The sequence below is a fragment of the Brevundimonas sp. AVps31 genome (assembly GCF_058681355.1).
The window spans coordinates 1682477-1704260 of record NZ_CM178736.1 but is presented as its reverse complement, the minus strand read 5'-3'; the positions used below and the strand labels follow the sequence as shown (position 1 = coordinate 1704260).

24 protein-coding genes, 1 other RNA gene and 1 pseudogene are annotated in these 21784 nt (G+C 68.4%); 16 read left to right on the top strand and 10 right to left on the bottom strand.

What is annotated here, in order from left to right:
* Positions 1-4: 4 nt before the first annotated feature.
* Positions 5-769, top strand: coding sequence for a hypothetical protein (locus ACW174_RS08185; RefSeq protein ID WP_492017153.1), 765 nt, complete (start codon positions 5-7; stop codon positions 767-769).
* On the opposite strand, the gene ffs is transcribed toward ACW174_RS08185, so the two are convergent.
* An RNA gene (ffs, locus tag ACW174_RS08180) (signal recognition particle sRNA small type) lies at positions 761-856 on the bottom strand. The two genes, ACW174_RS08185 and ffs, sit on opposite strands and share 9 nt — an antisense overlap.
* Positions 857-912: 56 nt before the next feature.
* Here ffs and nudC point away from each other — a divergent pair.
* Together nudC and ACW174_RS08170 are read left to right on the top strand one after the other, a co-directional pair.
* On the top strand, positions 913-1845 hold the full coding sequence (gene nudC, locus ACW174_RS08175; protein ID WP_492017152.1) for an NAD(+) diphosphatase: 933 nt from the start codon (positions 913-915) through the stop codon (positions 1843-1845).
* A gap of 100 nt (positions 1846-1945) precedes the next feature.
* A complete protein-coding gene (locus ACW174_RS08170; RefSeq protein WP_492017151.1) occupies positions 1946-2308 on the top strand; it encodes a four helix bundle protein in 363 nt (120 codons plus the stop codon).
* A gap of 10 nt (positions 2309-2318) precedes the next feature.
* Here the strand turns inward: ACW174_RS08170 and ACW174_RS08165 are convergent, their stop codons facing one another.
* Positions 2319-3050: a 3-deoxy-manno-octulosonate cytidylyltransferase gene (locus tag ACW174_RS08165; protein WP_492017150.1), complete on the bottom strand. Its 732-nt coding sequence runs from the start codon at positions 3048-3050 to the stop codon at positions 2319-2321.
* A 151-nt stretch (positions 3051-3201) separates the two neighbouring features.
* On the opposite strand from ACW174_RS08165, the gene ACW174_RS08160 reads away from it, so the two are divergent.
* Entirely contained in the window at positions 3202-3918 is a 717-nt protein-coding gene (locus ACW174_RS08160) for a c-type cytochrome (protein WP_492017149.1), read from the top strand.
* 69 nt (positions 3919-3987) lie between these two features.
* Here ACW174_RS08160 and ACW174_RS08155 read toward each other — a convergent pair whose 3' ends face one another.
* Together ACW174_RS08155 and ACW174_RS08150 are read right to left on the bottom strand one after the other, a co-directional pair.
* On the bottom strand, positions 3988-4761 hold the full coding sequence (locus ACW174_RS08155; protein ID WP_492017148.1) for a C40 family peptidase: 774 nt from the start codon (positions 4759-4761) through the stop codon (positions 3988-3990).
* A 149-nt stretch (positions 4762-4910) separates the two neighbouring features.
* Positions 4911-6290 (bottom strand): leucyl aminopeptidase family protein, encoded by a 1380-nt coding sequence (locus ACW174_RS08150; RefSeq protein ID WP_492017147.1) that lies wholly within the window; start codon positions 6288-6290, stop codon positions 4911-4913.
* A 75-nt stretch (positions 6291-6365) separates the two neighbouring features.
* On the opposite strand from ACW174_RS08150, the gene ACW174_RS08145 reads away from it, so the two are divergent.
* The 6 genes from ACW174_RS08145 to ACW174_RS08120 all read left to right on the top strand — a co-directional run bounded on the left by ACW174_RS08145 (position 6366) and on the right by ACW174_RS08120 (position 11019).
* Entirely contained in the window at positions 6366-7187 is an 822-nt protein-coding gene (locus tag ACW174_RS08145; RefSeq protein ID WP_492017146.1) for a tetratricopeptide repeat protein, read from the top strand.
* Between the two features lie 51 nt (positions 7188-7238).
* Entirely contained in the window at positions 7239-7898 is a 660-nt protein-coding gene (locus ACW174_RS08140) for an HAD-IA family hydrolase (protein ID WP_492017145.1), read from the top strand.
* Positions 7899-7938: 40 nt separating this feature from the next.
* Positions 7939-8409 carry an iron-sulfur cluster assembly scaffold protein gene (locus ACW174_RS08135; protein WP_492017144.1) on the top strand — a complete coding sequence of 157 codons (471 nt, stop codon included), beginning with the start codon at positions 7939-7941 and terminating at the stop codon, positions 8407-8409.
* 46 nt (positions 8410-8455) lie between these two features.
* Entirely contained in the window at positions 8456-8716 is a 261-nt protein-coding gene (gene yidD / locus ACW174_RS08130) for a membrane protein insertion efficiency factor YidD (RefSeq protein ID WP_492017143.1), read from the top strand.
* A complete protein-coding gene (gene thrS / locus ACW174_RS08125; RefSeq protein ID WP_492017142.1) occupies positions 8713-10638 on the top strand; it encodes a threonine--tRNA ligase in 1926 nt (641 codons plus the stop codon). The genes yidD and thrS overlap by 4 nt, the downstream gene beginning before the upstream one ends.
* Before the next feature lie 90 nt (positions 10639-10728).
* A complete protein-coding gene (locus tag ACW174_RS08120; protein ID WP_492017141.1) occupies positions 10729-11019 on the top strand; it encodes a GIY-YIG nuclease family protein in 291 nt (96 codons plus the stop codon).
* 123 nt (positions 11020-11142) lie between these two features.
* Here ACW174_RS08120 and phnE read toward each other — a convergent pair whose 3' ends face one another.
* From phnE to phnC, 4 genes and pseudogenes are all read right to left on the bottom strand, one after another.
* Positions 11143-11973, bottom strand: coding sequence for a phosphonate ABC transporter, permease protein PhnE (gene phnE, locus ACW174_RS08115; RefSeq protein WP_492017253.1), 831 nt, complete (start codon positions 11971-11973; stop codon positions 11143-11145).
* 207 nt (positions 11974-12180) lie between these two features.
* A pseudogene (gene phnD, locus ACW174_RS08110) lies at positions 12181-12981 on the bottom strand (phosphate/phosphite/phosphonate ABC transporter substrate-binding protein); the annotation flags it as partial.
* Between the two features lie 56 nt (positions 12982-13037).
* Positions 13038-14057 (bottom strand): phosphate/phosphite/phosphonate ABC transporter substrate-binding protein, encoded by a 1020-nt coding sequence (gene phnD / locus ACW174_RS08105; protein ID WP_492017140.1) that lies wholly within the window; start codon positions 14055-14057, stop codon positions 13038-13040.
* The gene (gene phnC / locus ACW174_RS08100; RefSeq protein ID WP_492017139.1) at positions 14054-14848 is read right to left on the bottom strand and encodes a phosphonate ABC transporter ATP-binding protein; all 795 of its coding nucleotides are present in this window, start codon (positions 14846-14848) and stop codon (positions 14054-14056) included. Before phnC ends, phnD (ACW174_RS08105) begins: the two co-directional genes overlap by 4 nt.
* A 342-nt stretch (positions 14849-15190) precedes the next feature.
* Here phnC and ACW174_RS08095 point away from each other — a divergent pair, with 342 nt between their 5' ends.
* The 6 genes from ACW174_RS08095 (at position 15191) to ACW174_RS08070 (ending at position 19810) form a co-directional block, all read left to right on the top strand.
* Positions 15191-16456: a type III PLP-dependent enzyme gene (locus ACW174_RS08095; protein WP_492017138.1), complete on the top strand. Its 1266-nt coding sequence runs from the start codon at positions 15191-15193 to the stop codon at positions 16454-16456.
* Positions 16457-16573: 117 nt separating this feature from the next.
* Positions 16574-17626: a 1,9-bis(guanidino)-5-aza-nonane synthase gene (locus ACW174_RS08090; protein WP_492017137.1), complete on the top strand. Its 1053-nt coding sequence runs from the start codon at positions 16574-16576 to the stop codon at positions 17624-17626.
* Between the two features lie 122 nt (positions 17627-17748).
* Positions 17749-18126 (top strand): lysozyme inhibitor LprI family protein, encoded by a 378-nt coding sequence (locus ACW174_RS08085; protein ID WP_492017136.1) that lies wholly within the window; start codon positions 17749-17751, stop codon positions 18124-18126.
* A gap of 53 nt (positions 18127-18179) precedes the next feature.
* Positions 18180-18425 (top strand): ribonuclease, encoded by a 246-nt coding sequence (locus ACW174_RS08080; RefSeq protein WP_492017135.1) that lies wholly within the window; start codon positions 18180-18182, stop codon positions 18423-18425.
* Positions 18426-18545: 120 nt separating this feature from the next.
* A complete protein-coding gene (locus ACW174_RS08075) occupies positions 18546-19040 on the top strand; it encodes a hypothetical protein (protein WP_492017134.1) in 495 nt (164 codons plus the stop codon).
* Positions 19025-19810 (top strand): phosphatase PAP2 family protein, encoded by a 786-nt coding sequence (locus ACW174_RS08070; RefSeq protein WP_492017133.1) that lies wholly within the window; start codon positions 19025-19027, stop codon positions 19808-19810. Before ACW174_RS08075 ends, ACW174_RS08070 begins: the two co-directional genes overlap by 16 nt.
* Here the strand turns inward: ACW174_RS08070 and aguB are convergent.
* Positions 19807-20676, bottom strand: coding sequence for an N-carbamoylputrescine amidase (aguB, locus tag ACW174_RS08065; protein ID WP_492017132.1), 870 nt, complete (start codon positions 20674-20676; stop codon positions 19807-19809). The genes ACW174_RS08070 and aguB overlap by 4 nt on opposite strands.
* Entirely contained in the window at positions 20676-21680 is a 1005-nt protein-coding gene (locus ACW174_RS08060; RefSeq protein WP_492017131.1) for an agmatine deiminase family protein, read from the bottom strand. Before ACW174_RS08060 ends, aguB begins: the two co-directional genes overlap by 1 nt.
* Positions 21681-21784: the final 104 nt, after the last annotated feature.

Here is a 21784-nt window from a genome sequence, read left to right as displayed (position 1 = left end):
GGGGTTGCGCGAGCGAGTTTCCGGGCGGCTGTGGGTGATCGGGCGCTGCGCAGGCGAAACGGCGGATTGTGAAGCGAAATTCGCGTGCTACGGTCGGAGGGCCGAAGGGGCGTGGGGGATAGAGATGTTGAAGATCGTTCACGCGGCGGCGCTGACCGTCGCCGCCGCCCTGCTGGCCGCCTCGCCGGCGGCGGCCGATCCGTTCCAGTCCTTCCTCAAGGCCTGCGTGACAACCGACGGCGACGCGGCGGCGGCCATTTCCGCGATGGGCGATATCGGCTGGAAGCCGCTGCCGCCCGAGGCCCTCGGAGGCGCCGAACTGGACGATGTGCAGGATCTGACCATCCACATCAATTTCGACCCCGCGTCGAACGTCGCACCGGACTCGCTCGAAATGTTGATGACCGGCATCGCGGACGGCGCTGTCCTCTTCGACACGCCCGGCGTGATGATGAACATCTGCGGCGTGATGTCGTCGGATGCGAACGCGCAGGCGTTGATCGAACAGATGAACGCGTACCTGAACGCCCCGCCCCAGCTGACCGAGAGCGCCTATAGCGCCTGGATCTATTCCCGACAGAATGGCCGGTTCGTGCCGGAGACCGAGCTGATGGAAGCCGAGGACGAAGCCCTGCTCGCCGCCCTGCGGCAGCGTCCGCTCTTTGCGATCTACGTGCTCGAGGAGGACGAACTGGGCGGCCTGATGCTGGGCGCCTTGCGCGCGACCAAGGGCGCCGAGCGTCAGACCGGATCGTCAGAGAGAAAGTAGAGACCGCGACCCGAAGGGGAATTCGTTGTGGCTGCTGCCTTCCGGCCCTGACCAGATTGGCGAAGCCTTCGCCCGCGATCTCCGAGCGGGGATATGACGGTTTGGGCTCGCCGATGCAAGTGTGGCCTTGCTAGAACGAGGTCATGCCCCTCCCCGTCCTGAACACCTTCGCCGGCAATCCGCTCGATCGGGCGGGGGATCGGCGCAACGATCCCGCCTGGCTGACCGAGCAGGCGGGCAATCCCGAGGCGCTGGCCATGGTGATGTGGCAGGGGCGACCGCTGGTCGAGGACCATGCGGACGGGCCGCGCCTGCAATGGCTGGGACTGACGCATGCGCGCGCCGTTGTGCCGGATCGCGAGCTGTTTCTCGGCCTCTGGAAAGACGCGCCCGTGTTCGCGGTCGAGGTCGAGGGATCGGTCGATCCGGCGGCGGGTCCGCTGCAGGGGCTGGGCGCCTTCATGGACATGCGCGAGGCGGCCGGGGCGCTGTCGGGCGTGGACGCGGCCATGGCCGGACTGGCCAAGAGCCTGTTCGACTGGCGCGCGCGGCATGGCTTCTGCGCCGCCTGCGGGCACGAGAGCGACACGGCCTCGGGCGGCTGGAAACGCATCTGCCCGGCCTGCAAGACGGAGCATTTTCCGCGCGTGGACCCGGTCACCATCATGCTGGCCATCCACAAGGGCGGCCCCGAAGACCGATGCCTGCTGGGCCGTCAGGCGGCTTGGCCGGAAGGTCGGATGTCCGCGCTGGCGGGTTTCCTGGAGCCGGGCGAGACCATCGAGGAAGGCTGCGCCCGCGAGATCGAGGAAGAGGCCGGGCTGACGGTGACCAAGGTCCGCTACCACTCCAGTCAGCCCTGGCCCTTCCCGTCCCAGCTGATGATCGGCCTGTTCGCGGAGGTGGACTCCGACGACGCGCGGCCGGATCAGACAGAGCTGGAGGCGGTGGCGTGGCTGACGCGGACGGAAGCCGCCGCCGTGCTGGCGGGGACGCATGAAAGCATCAAGGCGCCGCCGAAAATCGCGATCGCGCGGACGCTGTTGCAGGCGTGGGTGGACGGGTTTGACGTCTGAGGAGGGATTAGGGATTGGGGATTAGGTCTCTGAGATCGATCGATTCGACTTTTACGGGATCGAGACCCTGCTCTAGGGTTGCGCCGTCAAGGAGAAGACGATGGCGCAATCGCATCGGGAACTGACCGTTTGGCACAAGGGGCTCGACCTCGCCTGTCAGGTCTATGCGTTAACCCGCATCATGCCGAAGGAGGAGATGTACCGTCTCTCCGGGCAGATCATCCGCTGCTCGACCTCCATTCCCGCCAACATCGCCGAAGGAAACGCCCGAGGCACGAGGCGTGACTACGCGCACTTCATCAGCATTGCCCGCGGCTCGGCGGCTGAACTCGAGACCTTCCTGCTCATCATCAAACGCCTGACGCTCGCACCCGACGAGCAGGTTGATGACTTGCTAGTCCGAACGGAGGAGGTCGGCCGTATGCTGAGCGCGCTCCGAACCAAGCTCGCGCCTAATCCCTAATCCCTGCTCCCTAATCCCTCTCGGCAAGCGCCCGAGCCGCCTCCAGATCCCCCGGATTGTCCACCGACAGCGGGGCCTCGTCGATCACGGCGGCCCAGATCTGCAGGCCCATCTCCAAGGCCCGGAGCTGTTCCAGCTTTTCGCGTTTCTCCAGCGGCGACGGCGGCGCCGCGCAGAAGCGCAGCAGGGCCTCGCGGCGATAGCCGTACAGGCCGATATGCCGCCAGACGGGGGCGTCGCCGTACAGGGTCGAACGGGTGAAGTAGAGGGCGCGGGCGTGGCGCTCGCCTTCGGACAGGGCCAGCACGGCCTTGACCACGTCGGGGTTGGCGCGGTCGGACACATCCGCCTCGCGCGCCACCAGGGTCGCGATGTCGCACTCGGGCTCGCCATGCAGCAGGGCGGCGCAGGCGGTGGCCAGGCCGGGATCGGCGAAGGGCATGTCGCCCTGCAGGTTGATGACCGCGTCAAAGGCGCCGTCGGGATCGATGCTTTCCAGCGCGGCGCGAATGCGGTCCGAGCCCGACGGCAGGTCCGGATCGGTCAGGATGGCCGTGCCGCCAATGGCTTCGATCGCGTCCACGATCGCCTGATCCCCCGCCGCCACCGCGACCGGAAGACCCGACAGGGCGGCCTGTTCATAGGCGCGCACGATCATGGGCTTGCCGCCGATATCCGCCAGCGGCTTGTTGGGCAGGCGGGTCGCCGCCATGCGAGCGGGAATCATTATCAGGGGATTCATCGGTCTGCCTCGCTGCCTGCGACGCCGGGCGCGCGGAAAGGTCGCTCCGGGCCGGTTGCGAAGGCCGCGCTAGCGTGTAAGAGACGCCCACGCAAGAATTCGCCTGCCGCTCACGCGGCCGGGCCCTAAATTACGGGATGCGACGACACGCATGAGCGGCAATCTGAACGGCAATAAAATCCTGGCCGCCGCCTTGGCGACCGCCTTCGTCATCATCGGCGTGCAGCAGGTGACGGGCGCGATCTATCATTCCGAAGCCCCTGAAAAGATGGGCTACTTCGTCGACGCCCCGGAAGAAGCCGCCGGCGGACCGGCCGAAGTGGTCCTGCCGCCGGATTGGGGCACGGTCCTGCCGGCCGCCGATCTGGCCGCCGGTGAAGCCGCCTTCGCGCGCTGCCAGGCCTGCCACAACGTCGCTTCGGGCGGCGCGGACGGCATCGGCCCGAACCTGTACGGCGTCGTCGGCGGTCCGGTCATGCACCGCGCCGGTTTCGCCTATTCCGAAGCCATGGCCGGCCACAAGGCCGAGGCGCCGACCTGGGGCTACGACCAGCTCGACCAGTTCATCACCGCCCCGGGCCGCTATGTCCCGGGCACCAAGATGTCGTTCGCCGGTATTCGCGACCAGCAGACCCGCATCAACCTGATCGCCTGGCTGCGCAGCCAGGGCTCGGGCGGCTTCGGCATCCCGGCCCCGGATCCCGCGCGCCAGCCGGGCGCCGCTCCGGTCGAGGGTGCGGCTCCGACCGAAGGCGCCGCCGCCACGGAAGCCGCCGCTCCGGCCGCTGACGGCGCCGCTCCCGCCACCACCCAGGCGACCCCGGCGGCTCCGCCCGCCGCGACCAGCGCCGCTCCGCCCAACCAGTAAGGTCGGTCACAGAGACAAAAAGGCCCCGCTGGCGACAGCGGGGCCTTTTTCGTTTGAGCTTCGCTCGGGTCAGAGTCTCCTGAACACCGGCGCCGTGAAGCCGTCCGCCGCATAGCGGGCCTCGGCCTCCGCAAGCGGCTCTACGACCACCGCCCCGTGATGGCCGGTGGCGTGCAGAACGCGGTCGGCGTCAAGCAGGATGGCCGAATGCCCGTTCCACGGTCCCAGATCGTCATGCAGCCAGACGACCAGATCGCCCCGGCGCGCATCGGCGCGGGCGACGGCGGCGCCGAGTTCGGCCTGCTGGTCCGGATAGCGGGGCGCGGCGCGGCCGCAGGCGTACAGCGCCTGCTGCACCAGACCGGCGCAGTCGATGCCGCGTGAGGTGCGGGCGCCCGGAACATGGGGCACGCCGATCAGGCGTTCAGCCACCGACACGGGATCGGCCTCGAAGACGCCGACGGGCTGGAAGCCGGAGTCTTCGCCCTCGATCACCAGGGCGTTCAGCGGCAGGGCGGCGTCGACGACAGCCACCCGAACCCTGGGAAGGACGACACCCTCGGTGACGTCTGCGCGGCTGATCCAGCCGACGACGCCGTCCCGACGGGCGCGGCCCCAGAGGCGGTCGCCCTCGGCGTCCAGAACATCGAACAGTTCACCGAACACCAGCTGGTCGATCCGCGCGCCGGTTTCGCCATGCACATCAGCCACCGGCGCCGTGCAGCGCATCGGCCGGGTCGCGCGATAGGTCGCGGCGCGGACCACGCCCTCCAGCGCCTGCTCGGCCAGATCGGGCCGGGCAAGAGTGGTGCGGGGATCCAGAATGTCTGCCGTTGCGGTCAAACGAGGCTCGTCCGGTTGAGCCGGTGTTCTAACGCGCGGTGGTGGAGGGGCGGTTAACGGGAGCGGGCAATAGGCAGGTAGGCAGTAGGCAATAGGGAGATTGCGCTCTGCGCCCGCGATCCGCGACCCTACTGCCTACTGCCTACTGCCTAAGCCGCGAAGCGACGCTTCAGCATCTCGAACGACGCCCGCAGACCCTGCGCCTCGCCGCCTTCGGGCCAGCCGGGGCGGGCGCGGGGGTTCCAGGCGAAGATGTCCATGTGGGCCCAGGCGCCGGTCGTCGGGGCGAACTTCTGCAGGAACAGGGCGGCGGTGACCGAGCCGGCCTGGGCCCAGGCGGCGGGGTCGTTGCGCAGGTCGGCGATCTCGGCCTCCAGCGCGGGCCTGTAACCGGCCCAAAGCGGCATCCGCCACAGGGGGTCGCTGACGGCGGTGGCGGCGGCCAGCATGTCGGCGGCCAAGGCCTCGTCATCGGTATAGAGCGGCGGCAGCTCCGGCCCCAGCGCCATGCGCGCGGCCCCGGTCAGGGTGGCGAAGTCCAGCGTCAGATCCGGCGCATGTTCCGCCGCGCGGGTCAGGACATCGGCCAGCACCAGCCGCCCCTCGGCGTCCGTATTGCCGACCTCGACGGTCAGGCCCTTGCGCGTCTGCAGCACGTCGCCGGGGCGGAAGGCGTCGCCCGACACGGCGTTCTCGACGGCGGCGACCAGCACCACCAGCCGCACCGGCAGGCCGGACTGCATGACCAGACGCCCCAGCCCCAGCACATGGGCCGAGCCGCCCATGTCCTTCTTCATGTTGCGCATGCCCGCCGCGGGCTTGAGGTCCAGTCCGCCGGTGTCGAAGACCACGCCCTTGCCCACCAGCGCCACCAGCGGGAGATCGGTCCGAGCGAGGTTCCAGCCGATCTCGATCACGCGCGGCGCCCGGTGCGGCGCGGCGGCGCGGCCGACCGCGTGGACGGACGGGTAGTTCTCCTCCAGCAGGGCGTCGCCGGTGATGACCGAAAGGGCCGCGCCATGGGCCTCGGCGATCTCGCGCGCGATGGTCTCGATCTGGAGCGGCCCCATGTCGGCGGCGGGGGTGTCGACCATTTCGCGCGTCAGGGCGCAGGCGGCGGCGATGTTCAGCTGGGGTTGCACGTCCACGCCGGGCACGGCCAGCCGGGCGCGGGTCGCGGATTTGGCCTTGTAGCGATCAAACCGGTAGGCCCCGAGCGCGAAGGCCAGCGCCGCCTGCGCCGCCGCCTCGCCCTCCACCCCGTCCAGCCGCCACAAGCCGGCGGGCAGTTTCGCGGACAGGGCGCGGGCCGTGAGCGGCTCGAACCGGTCGCCGGCGCCGAACAGGGCCCCGACCGGCGCGCCGCCCGGGCCGGGCAGCAGCAGGAATTGTCCCGCCTTGCCGGTAAAGTCATTGGCGTCGGCCCAGGCGCGCTCGGCCCCATCCAGCGCCGCACCCTTGCCCACTACGCGCACCGGCAGCGCGCCCGTGGCGTCGGCGGTCAGGAGGTCGGGATGAAGAACGGACATGGCGGCGGCCTTTGTTAACCAGCAGTTGACGCGGAAGGCCGATTCTGGAGGCGACCTTCCCGGAGCGCCTTCCCCATGTCGCGCACGACCGCCTGTATCGCAACCGTCGCCCTGTTCGCCGCTCTCGCCTCGCCCGCGCTGGCGCAGCAGCCGCCCACCGCCCCGGCGGCCACTTCGGCTCCGGCGCCCCGCCCGGCCGGACCGGAGTCGCGGGCCGCCGCCGACCGCGCCGACGCCCTGACCCGCTCGGTCTTCTGGACGCAGGAGGCCGAGATCGCGCCGAACGACACCGTCGCGGGCGTGAAGGCATCACAGGCGCTGCGGGAACTGGGCCGCTACGACCAGGCCGCCGACATGGCCCAGCGCGTGCTGATGGTGCAGCCCGCCAACTACGACGCCCAGCTGGAGCTGGGTCGCGCCCACATCGCGCGCGGTCAGGCCTTTTACGGCATTCTGGCGCTGGAGCGCGCGCGCGACACCAATCCCGGCGACTGGCGGCCCTGGTCCCTGCTGGGCACGGCCTATGAGCAGGTGCGCCGCTCCGAGGACGCCCGCGCCGCCTGGGCCCAGGCGCTGGCGATCTCTCCCGAGAACCCGGACGTCCTGACCAATATGGCCGTCTCGGCCATGGCGAGGGGCGACAACGCCGCCGCCGAACCCCTGCTGCGCCGCGCCGCCGCCCAGCCCGCGGCCTCGCTGAAGGTGCGGCTCAACCTGGCGATGGTGCTGGGTCTGAACGGCAAATTGGGCGAGGCCGAGCAGATCCTGCGCCGCGACCTGCCGCCGGATCAGGCGGACAGCAACATGGCCTGGCTGAACGCCCGCCTCGCCGGCGGTGCGCAACAGGCCGCCGCGATGGCGCCGGGCCGCACCTGGGGCTCGCTGCAGGGCGGCTGATCGGGCGGCTGGGCGGTTGTTCCGCGACGCCCCCTGTGGTGAACAGGGGGCATGGCTTCCTCCCCCGCCGATCCCCGCCTGTGGCAGGCCTTCCTGTTCGACATGGATGGGACGCTGATCAGTTCGACCGCCGCCGCCGAACGCGTCTGGACCCGCTGGGCCGAGCGGCACGGGCTGGACGTCGCCCGCTTTATTCCCACCATTCACGGCGTCCGCGGACCCGACACCATCCGCAAGCAGAACCTTCCGGACATCGACCTCGCCGCCGAAGCCGCCTGGGTGGAGCGCGGGGAGATCGAGGATGTGGACGGGGTCGCACCCATCCCCGGAGCGATCGATTTCCTGAAGCGACTGCCCCCCGACCGCTGGGCCATCGTCACCTCGGCCAGCGTGCCTCTGGCCAAGGCGCGGCTGAAGGCGGCGGGGGTGACGCCGCCGGCCGTAATGATCACCGCCGAACGCGTCGCGCGCGGCAAGCCGGACCCTTCGGGCTATCAACTGGCGGCGCGGACGCTGGGCGTCGATATCGCCGACTGCCTGGTGTTCGAGGACGCCGAAGCGGGCATCCAGGCCGGCGAGGCGGCGGGCGCGGGCGTGGTCGTCGTAACGGCGGCCTGGACGCACCCGATCGAGACGGAGCATCCGAAGCTGGCGGACTATGCGGAGGCGACGCTGGAGATCGGGCCCGACGGGCTGACCTTCCGCCTGTGACAGCCTTCCCTCCCCTGTCCTCCCGTCCTATCTTCATCCCATGATCGACGAGCTCTACAGCGCGCGCATCCTCAGGCTGGCGGCGAACCTGCCGCACAGCGGACGGCTGCCTGCGCCGGACGGCACGGGCGATCGGGTCGCCAAATTGTGCGGCTCCAGGGCCATCGTGGACGTGACTCTGGATACTGAGGGCCGGGTCGAAACCTTCGCCCAGGACGTGAAGGCCTGCGCCTTGGGGCAGGCCGCGGCGGGCGTGCTGGGCGAGGCGGTGATCGGCGCGACGGTCGATGAGCTGACGCGCGCGCGCGACGCCATGCTGGCCATGCTCAAGACCGGTGGTGAAGGCCCCGAGGGCCGGTTCGAGGGCCTTCGCGCCCTGAAGCAGGTGGCCGACTATCCGGCCCGCCACGCCTCCACCATGGTCGCCATCGAGGCGACGCTGGAGGCGGTGCAGCAGGCGTTGACGCGCAAAGACCCCGACACCCGAACTCGGTTCGCCGGTGCGGCCTGATCGTCGCTTGTCGTAACCGCGCGCGCGGTTGATAAGCGCAACCGACATGGCCCTCGGCGATACCCTCTACGAACGCGGCGTGCGCCTGGCCCATCGCGGGTACAAGGTGACGCTGTCGCCCCTGATCGGGCAGCAGTGCCGGTTCCAGCCGACCTGCTCCGACTATGGGCGGGACGCGCTGATCCAGCACGGACCGCTCCGGGGGGGATGGCTCACCGTCCGACGCCTCTGTAAATGCCATCCCTTCAGCGGCATGGACTGGACCTATGATCCGGTGCCGCCGCCGCCCGAAAAGACAGACCGATGATCGACCTGAAATTCCCCGACGGCGCCGTGCGCCAGTATCCCGAAGGCTCCACGGCGTTTGACGTGGCGACCTCCATCTCGCCCTCTTTGGCCAAGAAGGCCGTGCTGGCCGAGCTGAACGGCGAGCAGCGCGACATGCGCCGCGTGCTGGAAACCGGCGGCGACTTCCGCCTGATCATGCGCGACGATCCCGCCGCGCTGTACACCATCCGCCACGACACGGCGCACGTGCTGGCCGAAGCCGTGCAGACCCTGTTCCCCGGCACCCAGGTCACCATCGGCCCGGCCATTGACGACGGCTTCTATTACGACTTCTTCCGCGAGGAGCCGTTCTCGACCGACGACTTCGCCGCCATCGAAAAGCAGATGGCGAAGATCGTCGACCGGGATGCGAAGTTCGAGCGCGAGGTCTGGGAACGGGCCGACGCCATCAAATTCTTCGAGGACCGGGGCGAGAAGTTCAAGGCCGAGCTGATCCGCGACCTGCCGGGGACGGAGACCATCACCCTCTACAAACAGGGCGACTGGATCGACCTGTGCCGGGGGCCGCACTTCCCCTCGACGCGCCACGTCGGCAAGGCGTTCAAGCTGACCAAGCTGGCCGGCGCCTATTGGCGCGGCGACTCCAAGCGCGAACAGCTGCAGCGCATCTACGGCACCGCCTGGGCGACCAAGGAGGATCTGGACGCCCACATGCAGCGTCTGGAGGAGGCCGAGAAGCGCGACCACCGCAAGGTCGGCAAGGCGATGGAGCTCTTCCACATGCAGGAAGAGGGCCGCGGCATGGTCTTCTGGCACCCCAAGGGCTGGGTGCTGTGGCGCGTGCTGGAGGCCTATATGCGCCGCCGTCTGGACGCCGCCGGCTATGTCGAGGTGAAGACCCCGCAGGTGCTGGACCGGAAGTTCTGGGAACAGAGCGGCCACTGGGAGAAATACCGTCCCAACATGTTCGTCTGCGAGACGGTCGAGGGCGAGGAACTGAGCCTCAAGCCGATGAACTGCCCGGGCCACGTGCAGATCTTCGATCAGGGCCAGCGGTCCTATCGCGAACTGCCGCTGCGCATGGCCGAGTTCGGCGCCTGCCACCGCTATGAGCCGTCGGGTTCGCTGCACGGCCTGATGCGGGTGCGCGGCTTTACGCAGGACGACGCCCACATCTTCTGCCGCGAGGACCAGATCGTCGAAGAGACGGCCGAGTTCATCGCCCTGGCCCGCTCGGTCCATGCCGACCTGGGCATGGAAACCGCCTACATCAGCCTGGGCACCCGCCCGGAGACCCGCGCCGGGACGGACGAGTTCTGGGACAAGGCCGAGGCCCTGATGCTGGAGGCCGCCCGCGCCGCCGGAACCGAGCCGGTCGTCACCGAGGGGGACGGCGCCTTCTACGCGCCCAAGCTGGACTTCATCGTCAAGGACGCCATCGGCCGTGAATGGACCTGCGGCACGATCCAGCTGGACTATGTCCTGCCGGAACGACTGGATGCGACCTACATCGCCGAGGACGGCCAGAAGCACCGGCCGGTCATGCTGCACCGGGCGATCCTGGGCTCGTTCGAACGCTTCATCGGCATCATGATCGAGAACTACGCCGGGGCCTTCCCGCTGTGGCTGGCGCCGACCCAGGCCGTGGTCGCGACCATCGTCTCCGACGCCGACGACTACGCCCGTGACGTGGTGACGAAGTTCAAGGCCGCCGGCCTGCGGACCGAGATCGACCTGCGCAACGAGAAGGTCGGCTACAAGGTGCGCGAGCACTCGGTCGCCAAGGTCCCGGTCATCGCCGTGGTCGGCAAGCAGGAGGCCGAAACCGGCATGGTCGCCATCCGCCGCCTCGGCTCGCAGGCGCAGGAGCTGGTCACCGTCGAGGAGGCCATCCGCATCCTGACCGAAGAGGCCACGCCGCCGGATCTCAAGCGGGGCTGATACAATCTTGACGTGCACGATGGATGAGCATTTTATTCCGCTCATCCCCGCGAAGGCGGGGACCCAAGGTTTTAGCCACGGTCTCCGCCCTTGGGCTTTCACACCTACATCATGGCGAGCCGCCGCAACGGGACTCTATACACAGGCTCGACCGACAGCCTGATCGTCAGGGCGTGGCAGCATCGCACCCACATGCGGCCAGCCAGTTTCACGGCCAAACACGACGTGGACAAGCTGGTCTGGTTCGAGGCGCACGAGTCCCGCGCCGGGGCCTTCAAACGCGAGCGCCAGATCAAGAAATGGAACCGGCAATGGAAGCTGCGGCTCATCGAGGAGATGAATCCGGGCTGGCACGACCTGTTCGACCGATTGGAACCCTAGCTCAAGCCTAGGTCCCCGCCTTCGCGGGGATGAGCGGATCCCAGGGAAAACTCGAAGCCCAGAAAGAAAGCCCGCCCCGTGGATCACGGGGCGGGCTTTTTCATACGCCGATGACGCAGCCGCTCAGAGCAGGCGCTTGCGCATCGCCTGCGACAGCATGTCGATCAGGGTGACGGCCACGACGATGATGATCGCAATGGTCGAGACCTTGGAATATTCGAAGGCCTGCAGGCTTTCGAACAGGGTCTGGCCGATGCCGCCGGCGCCGATCAGACCCAGCACGGTGGCCGCGCGGCTGTTCGATTCGAAGCGGTAGAGCGCGAAGCTGGTCCACAGCGGGGCCACCTGCGGGATGACGCCCCAGGCGATCTCATGCAGCCCACCGGCGCCGGTGGCCTTGACGCCCTCGATGGGCCCCTTGTCGATCGACTCGACGGCTTCCGAGAACAACTTGGCGAGCACGCCGGCGGTGTTCAGGGCGATGGCGAGCACGCCCGCCAGCGGACCGAGGCCCACGGCGACGATGAACAGGGTGGCGACGACGAGGTCCGGGACCGAACGCAGCAGGTCCATCACGCGACGGACCGGCCACACCAACCAGGCGGGCGACAGGTTGCGCGACGCCATCAGGCTGAGCGGCACGGCCAGGAAAACCGCCAGGAAGGTGCCCCAGAGAGCTATCTGCACCGTCAGCCACATCTGGCCAACCAGCAGCCTCCACTGGCTGAAGTCGGGGCTGAGGAAGGCCTTGCCGTAACGTTGCATCTTCTCCGGCGCGGAGAACAGGTTGCCCAGGTTGGGCAGGTCCACGCGATTGAAGGCGGCCAGCAGGATGATGGCGAAGCCGCCCCAAAGCAGGATGTCCAGCGACCATGCGGCCATGGACTTTTTCGGAGCGCCCGGGATCACGGCCGGATCGACCGCAACCGGCGTGGCCTTGGGCAGGAGGTTCATGATGATGGCGAAGACGGCCAGCATCGCGATCAGGGCGAACGGGCTCCATTTGGCGAACTGGGCGCTGTTCGACGGCGGCGCCACGTCCGGGGGACGGCCCTCCCGCTTGGCCTGATCGGCCTTCATCTCGCGAATGGGATCGAGGTAGCTGTTATCGGCGGCGCGGAACTGGGAATAGTTCAGCTTGGTCATCACCGCGCGTTGGCGCTCGGCGTCGGGTCCATAACCCTGACCGTAGGTGGTGAAGAACTGGCGGATTCTGGCCTTGACGTCCGCAGGCAGGTCGCCGCGGATCAGGATGCCCGACTCCGGAATGGGGGGAGACTGCCAGATCACCTCGATCTGGTCGGCGATGTCCGGATTCTCGCGGCGCAGGAAGATGGTGTTGACCGAGTTCGAAGTCGCCACATCCACCAAACCGTTCGCGATGGCGAAGGAGTTCGCCTGGTGGCTGGCCGAACGCACAGTGGAGAAACAGGTCTGCGGGTTGATGTTTCGCGGACTGAAGAAATAGGTCATCGGCGCCAGGGTGCCGGACGTCGACTGGGCGTCGCCGATGCCGAAGTCATAGCGCTTGCCGCACTTGACGACGTCATCGAGGGTGATGCCCGATCCCTTCTTTACGATCAGGGACGACGTGTAGGAATCCTTGCCGTCCACATCGACGGTGCGGGCGATGACTTCCGCCCCGGCGCGGTCGATAGCCTGCACGGCGGGCAGGGCCGAGAACCAGCCGATCTGGGCCTGGTCGGCGCTCATGGCCTCGACCAGAACGCTGTAGTTGGAGCCGAAGACCGGCTCGACCGGAATACCGACCGAGCGCTCCAGATCATCCAGCAGCGGTTGCCACATCGGGCCCGACGAGGCCTGGCCTTCCGCCGACAGGATGGTGAAGACCAGCTTCTGCGGGCGCTCTTGCGCCTGGACCGCATTGGGGACCGAAGTCAGGCCGAGAACGACCACGGCGAGCGCCAGAACGGCGGCGAAGACAGTACGAAGGCGGCTCATGCCCTTGGCTTTCCGGAACGCGCCCGTGCGAGCGGCGGTGGGGGTCATTGGGTGGTTCACGGCTGAACCTCACGTCGTTTCGCCCGAAGGCGCTGAAGTTCCTGCTCGGCCTCGGCCACGCCGGCGGCGTTGCGTTCGGTGCGGGCGGCGGTCAGTCGCTGGTCGGCCATCATCTCACGGACTGGATCCAGATAGTCGTCTTCGGCGGCATTGAAGCGCGAATAGCGCAGGCCCGCCAGCACGCGGCGCTGGCGCTCGGCCTCGACGCCGTTGCCCTGTCCATAGGTCAGGAAGAAGCTGCGGATCTTCTCTTTCAGCGCCGGCTCCAGATCCTCGCGCACGACGATGCCGCCCTCCGGGATCGGGGGCGACTGCCAGATGACCTGGATCTGCTCGGCGAGTGTCGGGTTCTGGGCCTGCAGCGCCGCGGCGCTGACGGTGTTCGAACTGGCCACGTCCAGCACGCCGGACGCCACCTCGAAGGCGTTGCGCTCATGGTTGTTCGACCGGACAGTCGAGAAGCACCGCTCCGGGTCGATGCCGCGCGGATTGAACAGCCAGGTCAGCGGGGCCAGCGTGCCCGAGGTCGACTGGCTGTCGCCCAGACCGAAGCTGTAGCGACGCCCGCAGGCCATGACGCTGTCCAGGGTGATGCCCGAGCCCGCCTTGACGATCAGGGTGGCGCGATAGCTGCCCAGCCCTTCGGCACTGACGGTGCGGGCGATCAGTTCGGCGTCCGCGTCACGAATGGCGTCGATGGCGGGCTGGGCCGAGAACCAGCCGGCCTGGGTCTCGCCCCGCTTCATGTCCTCAACGAGGGCGGCGTAGGTCGAGGCGAAATGCGGCGTCACCGGCGCGCCGATGGCCTTGGACATATCGTCCAGCAGCGGCTGCCACAGGGGGCCGGCGGAGGCCTGTCCCTGGGCCGACAGGATAGAGAAGCTGACCGCCTCGACCGGCTTGCCGGACACAGCCGTCCGATCGCCGCAGGCGACCAGCGCCAGACCGGACAGGCCCAGCGCGGCGGCGGCGAGAACGCCGCTGCCCGAACGGCGCGCCCAGCCGGAAAGGATCATACCTTGGCTTCCCAGAAGGCGTCCTCGAACTCCGGGCCGTAGATTTCGATCAGCCGAGCGGTGTCCAGGCCGGTCGAGGGCCCGTCGTAGACCACCTTGCCCTTCTGCAGGGCGATGACACGCTCGCAGTAGCGGATGGCGTAATCGACCTGGTGCAGGGTGACGATCACGCCCATGCCGTCGCGCTGGTTCAGCTCGACCAGAAGCTCCATGACCTTGCGGGCCGAAACCGGGTCCAGCGAAGCGACCGGCTCATCGGCCAGGATGGCCTTGGCGCCCTGTACGATGGCGCGGGCGATGGCGCCGCGCTGCTGCTGGCCGCCGGACAGGGTATTGGCGCGTTGGGCCGCATAGTCGGACACGCCGACGCGGTGCAGGGCGGCCATGGCCTGGGCCTTGTCCTGCGGCTCCCAGATGCCGAAGAAGCCGCGCCAGCCGGGGACACGCCCGAGCGCGCCGAGCATGACGTTGGAGAACAGCGACAGGCGGCCGACCAGATTGAACTGCTGGAAGATCATGCCCAGCTTCTGGCGCGCCTTGCGCACCTGACCGGTCACGCGACCGTCTTTCTGGACCACTTCGCCGAAGACGGTGATGGTGCCGCCCTTGTCGATCGACTGCAGGCCCGTGATCGAGCGGAGCAGGGTCGACTTGCCCGACCCCGAGGGGCCGATCAGGGCGACCATTTCGCCCGCGCCGACTTCGACGGAGACGCCGTTCAGCGCCTTGCGGGCGCCGAAGGTTTTGGACACGTCCTTGACGGACGCGACAGCGGCGGTGGCTGAGGTCATGAGCACGCAGGTCTGCGGTTGCAAGGGCGCGCCGCATCGCCCGTGAGGGCTCGCGAGGCAAGTCTTAATGGCACGTCCGCGACGATTTCGTCCAGCGGAAGGGCGCCGGGGGCACGCCCCACGCCCTCGGCGACGCCGCTTTGTAATTGGCGGGACGCCCGCCGGGGCCGACGCACGGTCCGCATGCGGACAAATGCCGAGCAAACTCAACGCCCGCCTAGAAAAAACCGCTTTACATGACAGTCGTATGACCTCATATCGCGCCTTCCGGCGGACCCCGTAGGTCTAACGTTGCGCTGCTAACGCCGGTCTGGGTTTAACAATTACAGGGGTTTACGTGAATTGCGCACGTATCAATTTCCCCTGGACCTGGTCCGCGAGCGGTCCCCTGAACGTCCAGTCGCACTCGTGCGACCGCGTTCGGTTTCCGTAGCGGCGCGCTGGTTCCAGGACAATCTGAACGCTGACGTCTTCTATGCTGTGAAGGCCAATCCCTCGCGCTGGGTCATCGAGACCCTGATCGAGTCTGGCGTCACCGCCTTCGACGTCGCCTCCATCGCCGAGATCGAGCTGGTTCGCTCGGTCAGCGCCGACGCGCGTCTGGCCTTCATGCACCCGGTCAAGAGCCGGGGCGCGATCACCCGCGCCTATTTCGATCACGGCGTCCGCACCTTCTCGCTCGACAGCCACGATGAGCTGAACAAGATCATCGAGGCCACGGGCGGCGCCAGCGACCTCAACCTGCTGGTCCGCATGACGGTCTCGGCGGACGGCGCGGCCTATTCCCTGTCGGGCAAGTTCGGCGTTTCGCCGGACCAGGCCCCGTCCCTGCTGCTGGCCACCCGCCAGGCGGTCAAGGACGGCCTGATGGGCGTCTGCTTCCACGTCGGTTCGCAATGCATGAGGCCCTCCGCCTACGAGGCCGCCATGGCCCAGGTCGGTCGCGCCATCAGCCGCGCCGGCGTCTTCGTGGACATCGTCGATGTCGGCGGCGGCTTCCCCTCGGTCTATCCGGGCATGGTCCCGCCGGACATGAGCGAATACGCCGACGCCATCCACCGCGGTTTCCGCGAAATGCCCGTGTCGGAAACGACCGAGCTGTGGTGCGAGCCCGGCCGGGCGCTGGTCGCCGAGTCCTCCTCGGTCCTGTGCCGCGTCGACCTGCGCAAGGGCGACGCCCTGTACCTGAACGACGGCTCCTACGGCTCGCTGTTCGACGCCACCCACTCGCGCTGGCCCTTCCCGACCAAACTGGTCCGGGACGGTGAGAGCTCGGGCGATCTGAAGCCCTTCCGCTTCTACGGTCCGACCTGCGATTCCATCGACCACATGCCCGGCCCGTTCTGGCTGCCGGCCGATGTGCAGGAAGGCGACTTCATCGAGATCGGCATGCTGGGCGCCTATGGCGTGGCCATGTCGACCGGTTTCAACGGCTACGGCGAGCATGATCTCGCCGCGGTCGAGGACGCCCCGATGGCCTCGCTCTACGGCCTGGCGCCCCGCTCCATCCCGACCGTGCGCACCACGGCGGAAGAGCAGGCCCGCAAGATCGTTCGTCTGTCGCGCCCCAAGGGCAAGGCCGGCCAGCGCAAGAAGTCGCGCCGGTAACAGTCACGCTGACGCGAAAGCGTCGCTCACGCGTTCCATAAGCAGCGGCCCGTCGCTCCGTCCGGGCCGCTGTTCCTTTTCAACGACGGGCGCTCAAATCAAAGGGAAACCCTTGCAATGAACGCTCCCGTTCAATCGAACCAGAAGGCCCAGCTGCTTCAGAACACGGTGGAGCACGTCGACATCACCTCGTTCGACGCCCGCCCGATCATCGACAGCATGCGCAAGATGTCGTTCTCGTCGCGCGACACCGCCCGCGCCGCCGACATCTTCAACATGGCGCTGGAAGACAAGGCCTGCTCGCCCTGGCTGATCCTGGCCGGTTCGACCTCGGCCGGCGGCTGCATGCACGTGTACCGCGACATGGTGAAGTTCGGCATGATCGACGCCGTGGTCGCCACCGGCGCCTCGATCGTCGACATGGATTTCTTCGAGGCCTTGGGCTTCAAACACTACCAGGCCGCCGGCGAGGTGGACGACAACGTCCTGCGCGAAAACTACATCGACCGGATCTACGACACCTACATCGACGAGGAAGAGCTCCAGAACTGCGATCACACCATCCTGGAGATCTGCAACCGTCTGGAGCCGCGCGCCTATTCGAGCCGCGAGTTCATCTGGGAAATGGGCAAATGGCTCAGCGAGGGCAACGCCAAGAAGCCCGGTTCGCTGATCCAGACCGCCTATGAAGAAGGCGTGCCGATCTTCTGCCCGGCCTTCGTCGACAGCTCGGCCGGCTTCGGTCTGGTCAAGCACCAGAAGGAGCGCATCGCCGAGGGCAAGCCCTATCTGATGATCGACGCAGTCGCCGACTTCCGCGAACTGACCGACATCAAGATCGCCGCGGGCGTCACCGGCCTGTTCATGGTCGGCGGCGGCGTGCCCAAGAATTTCGCCCAGGACACCGTCGTCTGCGCCGAAATCCTCGGCATCGACGCCGAGATGCACAAATACGCCGTGCAGATCACCGTCGCCGACGTCCGTGACGGCGCCTGCTCGTCCTCGACGCTCAAGGAAGCCGCCTCCTGGGGCAAGGTGCAGACCACGCACGAACAGATGGTCTTCGCCGAAGCCACCACGGTCGTGCCGCTGATCGGCTCGGACGCCTATCACCGCGGGACGTGGAAGAACCGCGACAAACGCCGCTGGGCCAAGCTGTTCGGCAAGTAAGACCGGACCGCTGTCGGACGATCAAAGGGGAGGCCTCGCAAGGGCCTCCCCTTTTTCATTGGCGCCTTCCCCCGGGCCCGGGCGTTCCGGTGTGAAGACCCCACTTCCCGAGGACACGCCCGATGAACCGCCCCCTCAAGCTGGCCCTGATCGCTCTCGGCCCCTGCGTCCTGGCCACGGCCGCCCTCGCGCAATCACAGTCGCAGATGAACGCCGCCGCCGCCCGGGACGAGCGCGCCGCCGATCAGGCGCTGAACAGCCAGTACACGGCCACCATCAACGGGCTGTCGCCCGCCTCCCGCACTCTGCTGCGCAACGCCCAGCGATCGTGGATCAGCTTCCGCGACCAACAGTGCCGGTTTGAATCCTCCGGCGTCCGGGGCGGCTCCGCCTGGGCCATGGTTCAGTCGGGATGCATCGCCCGCCTGTCGAACGAGCGGACCCGCGACCTGCGTCGCATCGCCCAGTGCCGCGAGGGCGACCTGTCCTGCCCGCGCTAGGCGGGCGGAACCCCGCCCCTCCCTGCCCGCTATGCCTTTGAAGGAGCTTCGCCATGACCCAGCAACAGCAGCCGCCGCTCACCGAAGACGCCCGCGAGGCCGATGATCAGGGCGAGAAGCCCGATCTGGGCCGGACCCGGGACGCCCTGATCGACGCCCTGTCCGGCTCGGACATGGGCTCCGACACCCGCGCCGGCTCCCTGCAGGGCGGCGCCGCCACCGGTTCCGACAACGACCCCGATCAGGACACGATCAACGAAAGCCTGACCAGCGAAGGCATCAAATCCGCCGACAAGTGACGGGCGCCGGGTTGACGCTTTGACAGGGTCGGTCCCCGATCGGGCCTTATGTCGCCTTGCCGCCGCCGCATGGTTGGGCCACGGTGACGCCAACAAAACAGTCTCAAGGACAGACACGGGATGAAGCGTACGCTTTCGGCCGTCGCGATTTCGGCGGCCATCGTCATGACGGGCTGCAATCGCAACGAAGACAAGGGTCCGGCGGTGGACGCCACGCCGGCGACCGCCGCGACCGATGCGGAGACGGCAGCCGGTCCCGCCTCCGCCCCCTCGGCGACCACGCCTTCGACCCCGGCCCAGCCCGCTGCGCCCGGTGCGCCCGAGTTCGCTGTCGTCTATCCGGGCGGAACGCCGTCCGGCGCCCCCACCGTCGCCCAGGGGCCTGCGGGTCCCGGCGGCATTCTCGCCTTCACGACCGACGCCTCGCCGGACGAGGTGGTGACCTTCTACCGCCAGCGGGCCGAGGCCTCGGGCCTTAAGCCGATCAACAGCCTGAACCGGGACGAAGCGCGCGCCTATTCCGCCGGTGACGGCGGCAATCGCCTGTTGCAGGTCGTCGCCACCCCGATCGTCGATGGCCCCACCGATGTTCAGCTGACGTGGTCCGGCGGCTGATCCGACCGGCCCTCGCGGCCGCCCTGCTCTTGCTGTCGGGCGCTTGCGCCACTGTGGGCGGGACCGGCCCTGCCCCCCTGCCTGCGTCCGGCTATCTGGACGGCGGTGCGCTGGACGGGTTGGCGAGCCAGTTCACGCCCAGCCCCCAGACCCTCATCTGGACTGGAGACACACCCGGCGGCGGCCCCGGCACGGATCGCTGGTGGCTGGCGACCGCCCAGGCCGAACTGCGCGCGCCCGAGGCGGCCCAGCACTTTGACTGCATCCTGGGCACGCGGCTGACGGAACAGCCGCGTCCGGCCCTGACCCGGCTGATGAACCGGCTGCTGGTGGATTCTGACGCTCTGACCCGCCGTCTCGCCGCGACCTGGACCCGTCCTCGCCCGGTGGCCGTGGATCCGATGCTCCAGCCCTGCCAGCGTCTCACCGACACCCTGCGTGACAGCCCGTCCTGGCCCGCCGGCGGCGCGGTCGCGGGCGCGGCCTATGGCCGTCTGTTCGCGGAACTCGCCCCGGACAAGGGGGCCATGCTCCAGGGTATGGGCCGCGAGATCGGCCTCAGCCGCCGGATCTGCCGCCTGAACTGGCAGGGCGACGTCGCCGACGGTGAACGGATCGGCGAGGCCCTCTATGCCCGCGCCGCCGCCTCGCCCGGCTTCGCCGCCGATCTGGAGGCCGCCCGCTCGGAGGTCACGGCCGCCCGCGCCGAGGGCCTGACCAACCCGTCCTGCGCCGCCGAGCGGCTGGCGCTCGGCCCGTCGACCAACTAGGCCGGACGCGGCCCGCTGATCGCGCTGTACAGGTCCGTGCGGCGGTCGCGGAAGAAGCCCCAGGCCGCGCGGTGGCGATCCAGGAAGTCCAGATCGAAGGTGTGCACCAGCACCCCTTCCTCGCCCTCCAGGCTCTCGACCAGATCGCCGCGATGGTCGGCGATGAAGGAGTGGCCGTAGAAGCTCTGGCCCGCCGCCGTCACCTGTTCATGCCCGATGCGGTTGGCGCCCACGACCGGCACGACATTGGACACGGCGTGACCCTGCATGGCGCGGCGCCAGGGCAGGGCGGTATCCAGGGTCTCGTCATGCGGCTCGCTGCCGATGGCGGTCGGGTACAGCAGGACTTCCGCCCCCTGCAGCATCATCGCGCGGGCGCTCTCGGGGTACCACTGGTCCCAGCAGATGCCGACGCCGATGCGGCCGAACCGGGTGTCCCAGACCTTGAAGCCGGTGTCGCCGGGCCGGAAATAGTATTTCTCCTGATAGCCGGGGCCGTCCGGGATATGGCTCTTGCGATAGACGCCCATCAGCGTCCCGTCGGCGTCGATCATCACCATCGAGTTGAAGTAGTGCGGCCCCTCGCGCTCGAAAATCGAGACGGGAATAACCACGCCCAGCTCCCTGGCCAGCGGCTGCAGCTGGACCACGGCCGGATGCTCGCGCCACGCATAGGCGGTCCCGAACCACTTCTCTTCCTGCGAGACGCAGAAATACGGCCCCTGGAACAGCTCCGACGGCAGGATCACCTGCGCGCCACGGCCGGCGGCCTCGCGGATGAAGCCGATGGTCTTGTCGATGTTCGCCTGAATGTCCTCGGACGCATACGAGGTCTGGATGGCGGCGACGGAAACGGTGCGGGTCATTACGCCGGCTCCTGCTGGGAGATGCAGTGGAACGAGCCGCCGCCGGTCAGGACGGCCAGCGACGGCAGGGGGATGATTTCCCGATCGGGGAAGGCGGACGCCAGGGCCTCGCAGGCCAGACGCGCGGCCATGTCGTTGCCATAGGTCGGCACGATCACCGCCCCGTTGGCGATGAGGAAATTCATATGGCTGGCGGGGATGGGGCGTTCGTCCTCGTCGCCGACGAAGCCGGGCGAAGGAATGCGCAGCACCTTCAGCGGGTTGCCCGCATTGTCCCGCGCGCCGCTGATCACGGCGGCGGCGGCGTCATAGGCGTCGGCGTTGGGATCATTCCGGCCGAACGCGATCGGCACCGCCACCACGCCGGGCGCGACGAAGCGGGCCAGGTTGTCGACGTGGCCGTCGGTGTGGTCGTTCAGCAGGCCGTCGCCCAGCCAGACGAAATGACCCGCGCCGAGCGCCGCCGACAGCGCGCGCTCGGCGTCAGCCTCATTCTTCCATTCGGGATTGCGGTTGGCGTTCATCACGCACTGGCGGGTGGTCAGGATGGTGCCCAGCCCGTCGTGGTCCAGGGCGCCGCCCTCGATGATGAAGTCATTCCGGTCCAGCGGGGTGCCCGAGGCTTCGCCGATCTGGGTGGCGACGGTGTCATCGTGCGCATACACATATTTGCCGCCCCAGCCGTTGAAGCGGAAGGCGGCGGCAGTCTTCGAACCGGCGCCGAAGATCGGGCCGGTGTCGCGCAGCCAGATGTCGCCGAACAGGCCGTCGACCACCTCGATCCCGTCCACGCCGGCGAAGCGGGCGCGGGCGTCGTCCAGCGCCTCGGGCTTGCCGACCATCAGCTTGACCTGTTCACGCCCCGGACCGGCCAGGGCGCGGACCAGCGCCTCGACCTCGGCCTGGGCCTGTTCGAGGTTGTCCTCCCACAGCTCGCCGTGGCTGGGCCAGCCGACCCACATGGCGCGGTGCGGGGCCCATTCGGCCGGGACGAAGGTGGTCATGGTCGGAAACGATCCTCATCGGCGCCGAAAGCGCGCCAGCCGCGCCAGATAGACACCCCGGCCCCCGACTTCAACGCTTGGCGCCGAATAGGGGCTCGTAGCCG

Bases quoted from the DNA above. Each gene is read 5' to 3' on its own strand.
- ACW174_RS08145 (WP_492017146.1), top strand. From the start codon at position 6,366: ATGTCGCGCACGACCGCCTGTATCGCAACCGTCGCCCTGTTCGCCGCT.
- thrS (WP_492017142.1), top strand. From the start codon at position 8,713: ATGATCGACCTGAAATTCCCCGACGGCGCCGTGCGCCAGTATCCCGAA.
- ACW174_RS08135 (WP_492017144.1), top strand. From the start codon at position 7,939: ATGATCGACGAGCTCTACAGCGCGCGCATCCTCAGGCTGGCGGCGAAC.
- phnE (WP_492017253.1), bottom strand. From the start codon at position 11,973: ATGAACCTCCTGCCCAAGGCCACGCCGGTTGCGGTCGATCCGGCCGTG.
- ACW174_RS08090 (WP_492017137.1), top strand. From the start codon at position 16,574: ATGAACGCTCCCGTTCAATCGAACCAGAAGGCCCAGCTGCTTCAGAAC.
- yidD (WP_492017143.1), top strand. From the start codon at position 8,456: ATGGCCCTCGGCGATACCCTCTACGAACGCGGCGTGCGCCTGGCCCAT.
- phnD (WP_492017140.1), bottom strand. From the start codon at position 14,057: ATGATCCTTTCCGGCTGGGCGCGCCGTTCGGGCAGCGGCGTTCTCGCC.
- ACW174_RS08150 (WP_492017147.1), bottom strand. From the start codon at position 6,290: ATGTCCGTTCTTCATCCCGACCTCCTGACCGCCGACGCCACGGGCGCG.
- nudC (WP_492017152.1), top strand. From the start codon at position 913: ATGCCCCTCCCCGTCCTGAACACCTTCGCCGGCAATCCGCTCGATCGG.
- ACW174_RS08085 (WP_492017136.1), top strand. From the start codon at position 17,749: ATGAACCGCCCCCTCAAGCTGGCCCTGATCGCTCTCGGCCCCTGCGTC.
- ACW174_RS08075 (WP_492017134.1), top strand. From the start codon at position 18,546: ATGAAGCGTACGCTTTCGGCCGTCGCGATTTCGGCGGCCATCGTCATG.
- ACW174_RS08080 (WP_492017135.1), top strand. From the start codon at position 18,180: ATGACCCAGCAACAGCAGCCGCCGCTCACCGAAGACGCCCGCGAGGCC.
- aguB (WP_492017132.1), bottom strand. From the start codon at position 20,676: ATGACCCGCACCGTTTCCGTCGCCGCCATCCAGACCTCGTATGCGTCC.
- ACW174_RS08170 (WP_492017151.1), top strand. From the start codon at position 1,946: ATGGCGCAATCGCATCGGGAACTGACCGTTTGGCACAAGGGGCTCGAC.
- ACW174_RS08140 (WP_492017145.1), top strand. From the start codon at position 7,239: ATGGCTTCCTCCCCCGCCGATCCCCGCCTGTGGCAGGCCTTCCTGTTC.
- ACW174_RS08060 (WP_492017131.1), bottom strand. From the start codon at position 21,680: ATGACCACCTTCGTCCCGGCCGAATGGGCCCCGCACCGCGCCATGTGG.
- ACW174_RS08160 (WP_492017149.1), top strand. From the start codon at position 3,202: ATGAGCGGCAATCTGAACGGCAATAAAATCCTGGCCGCCGCCTTGGCG.
- ACW174_RS08165 (WP_492017150.1), bottom strand. From the start codon at position 3,050: ATGAATCCCCTGATAATGATTCCCGCTCGCATGGCGGCGACCCGCCTG.
- phnC (WP_492017139.1), bottom strand. From the start codon at position 14,848: ATGACCTCAGCCACCGCCGCTGTCGCGTCCGTCAAGGACGTGTCCAAA.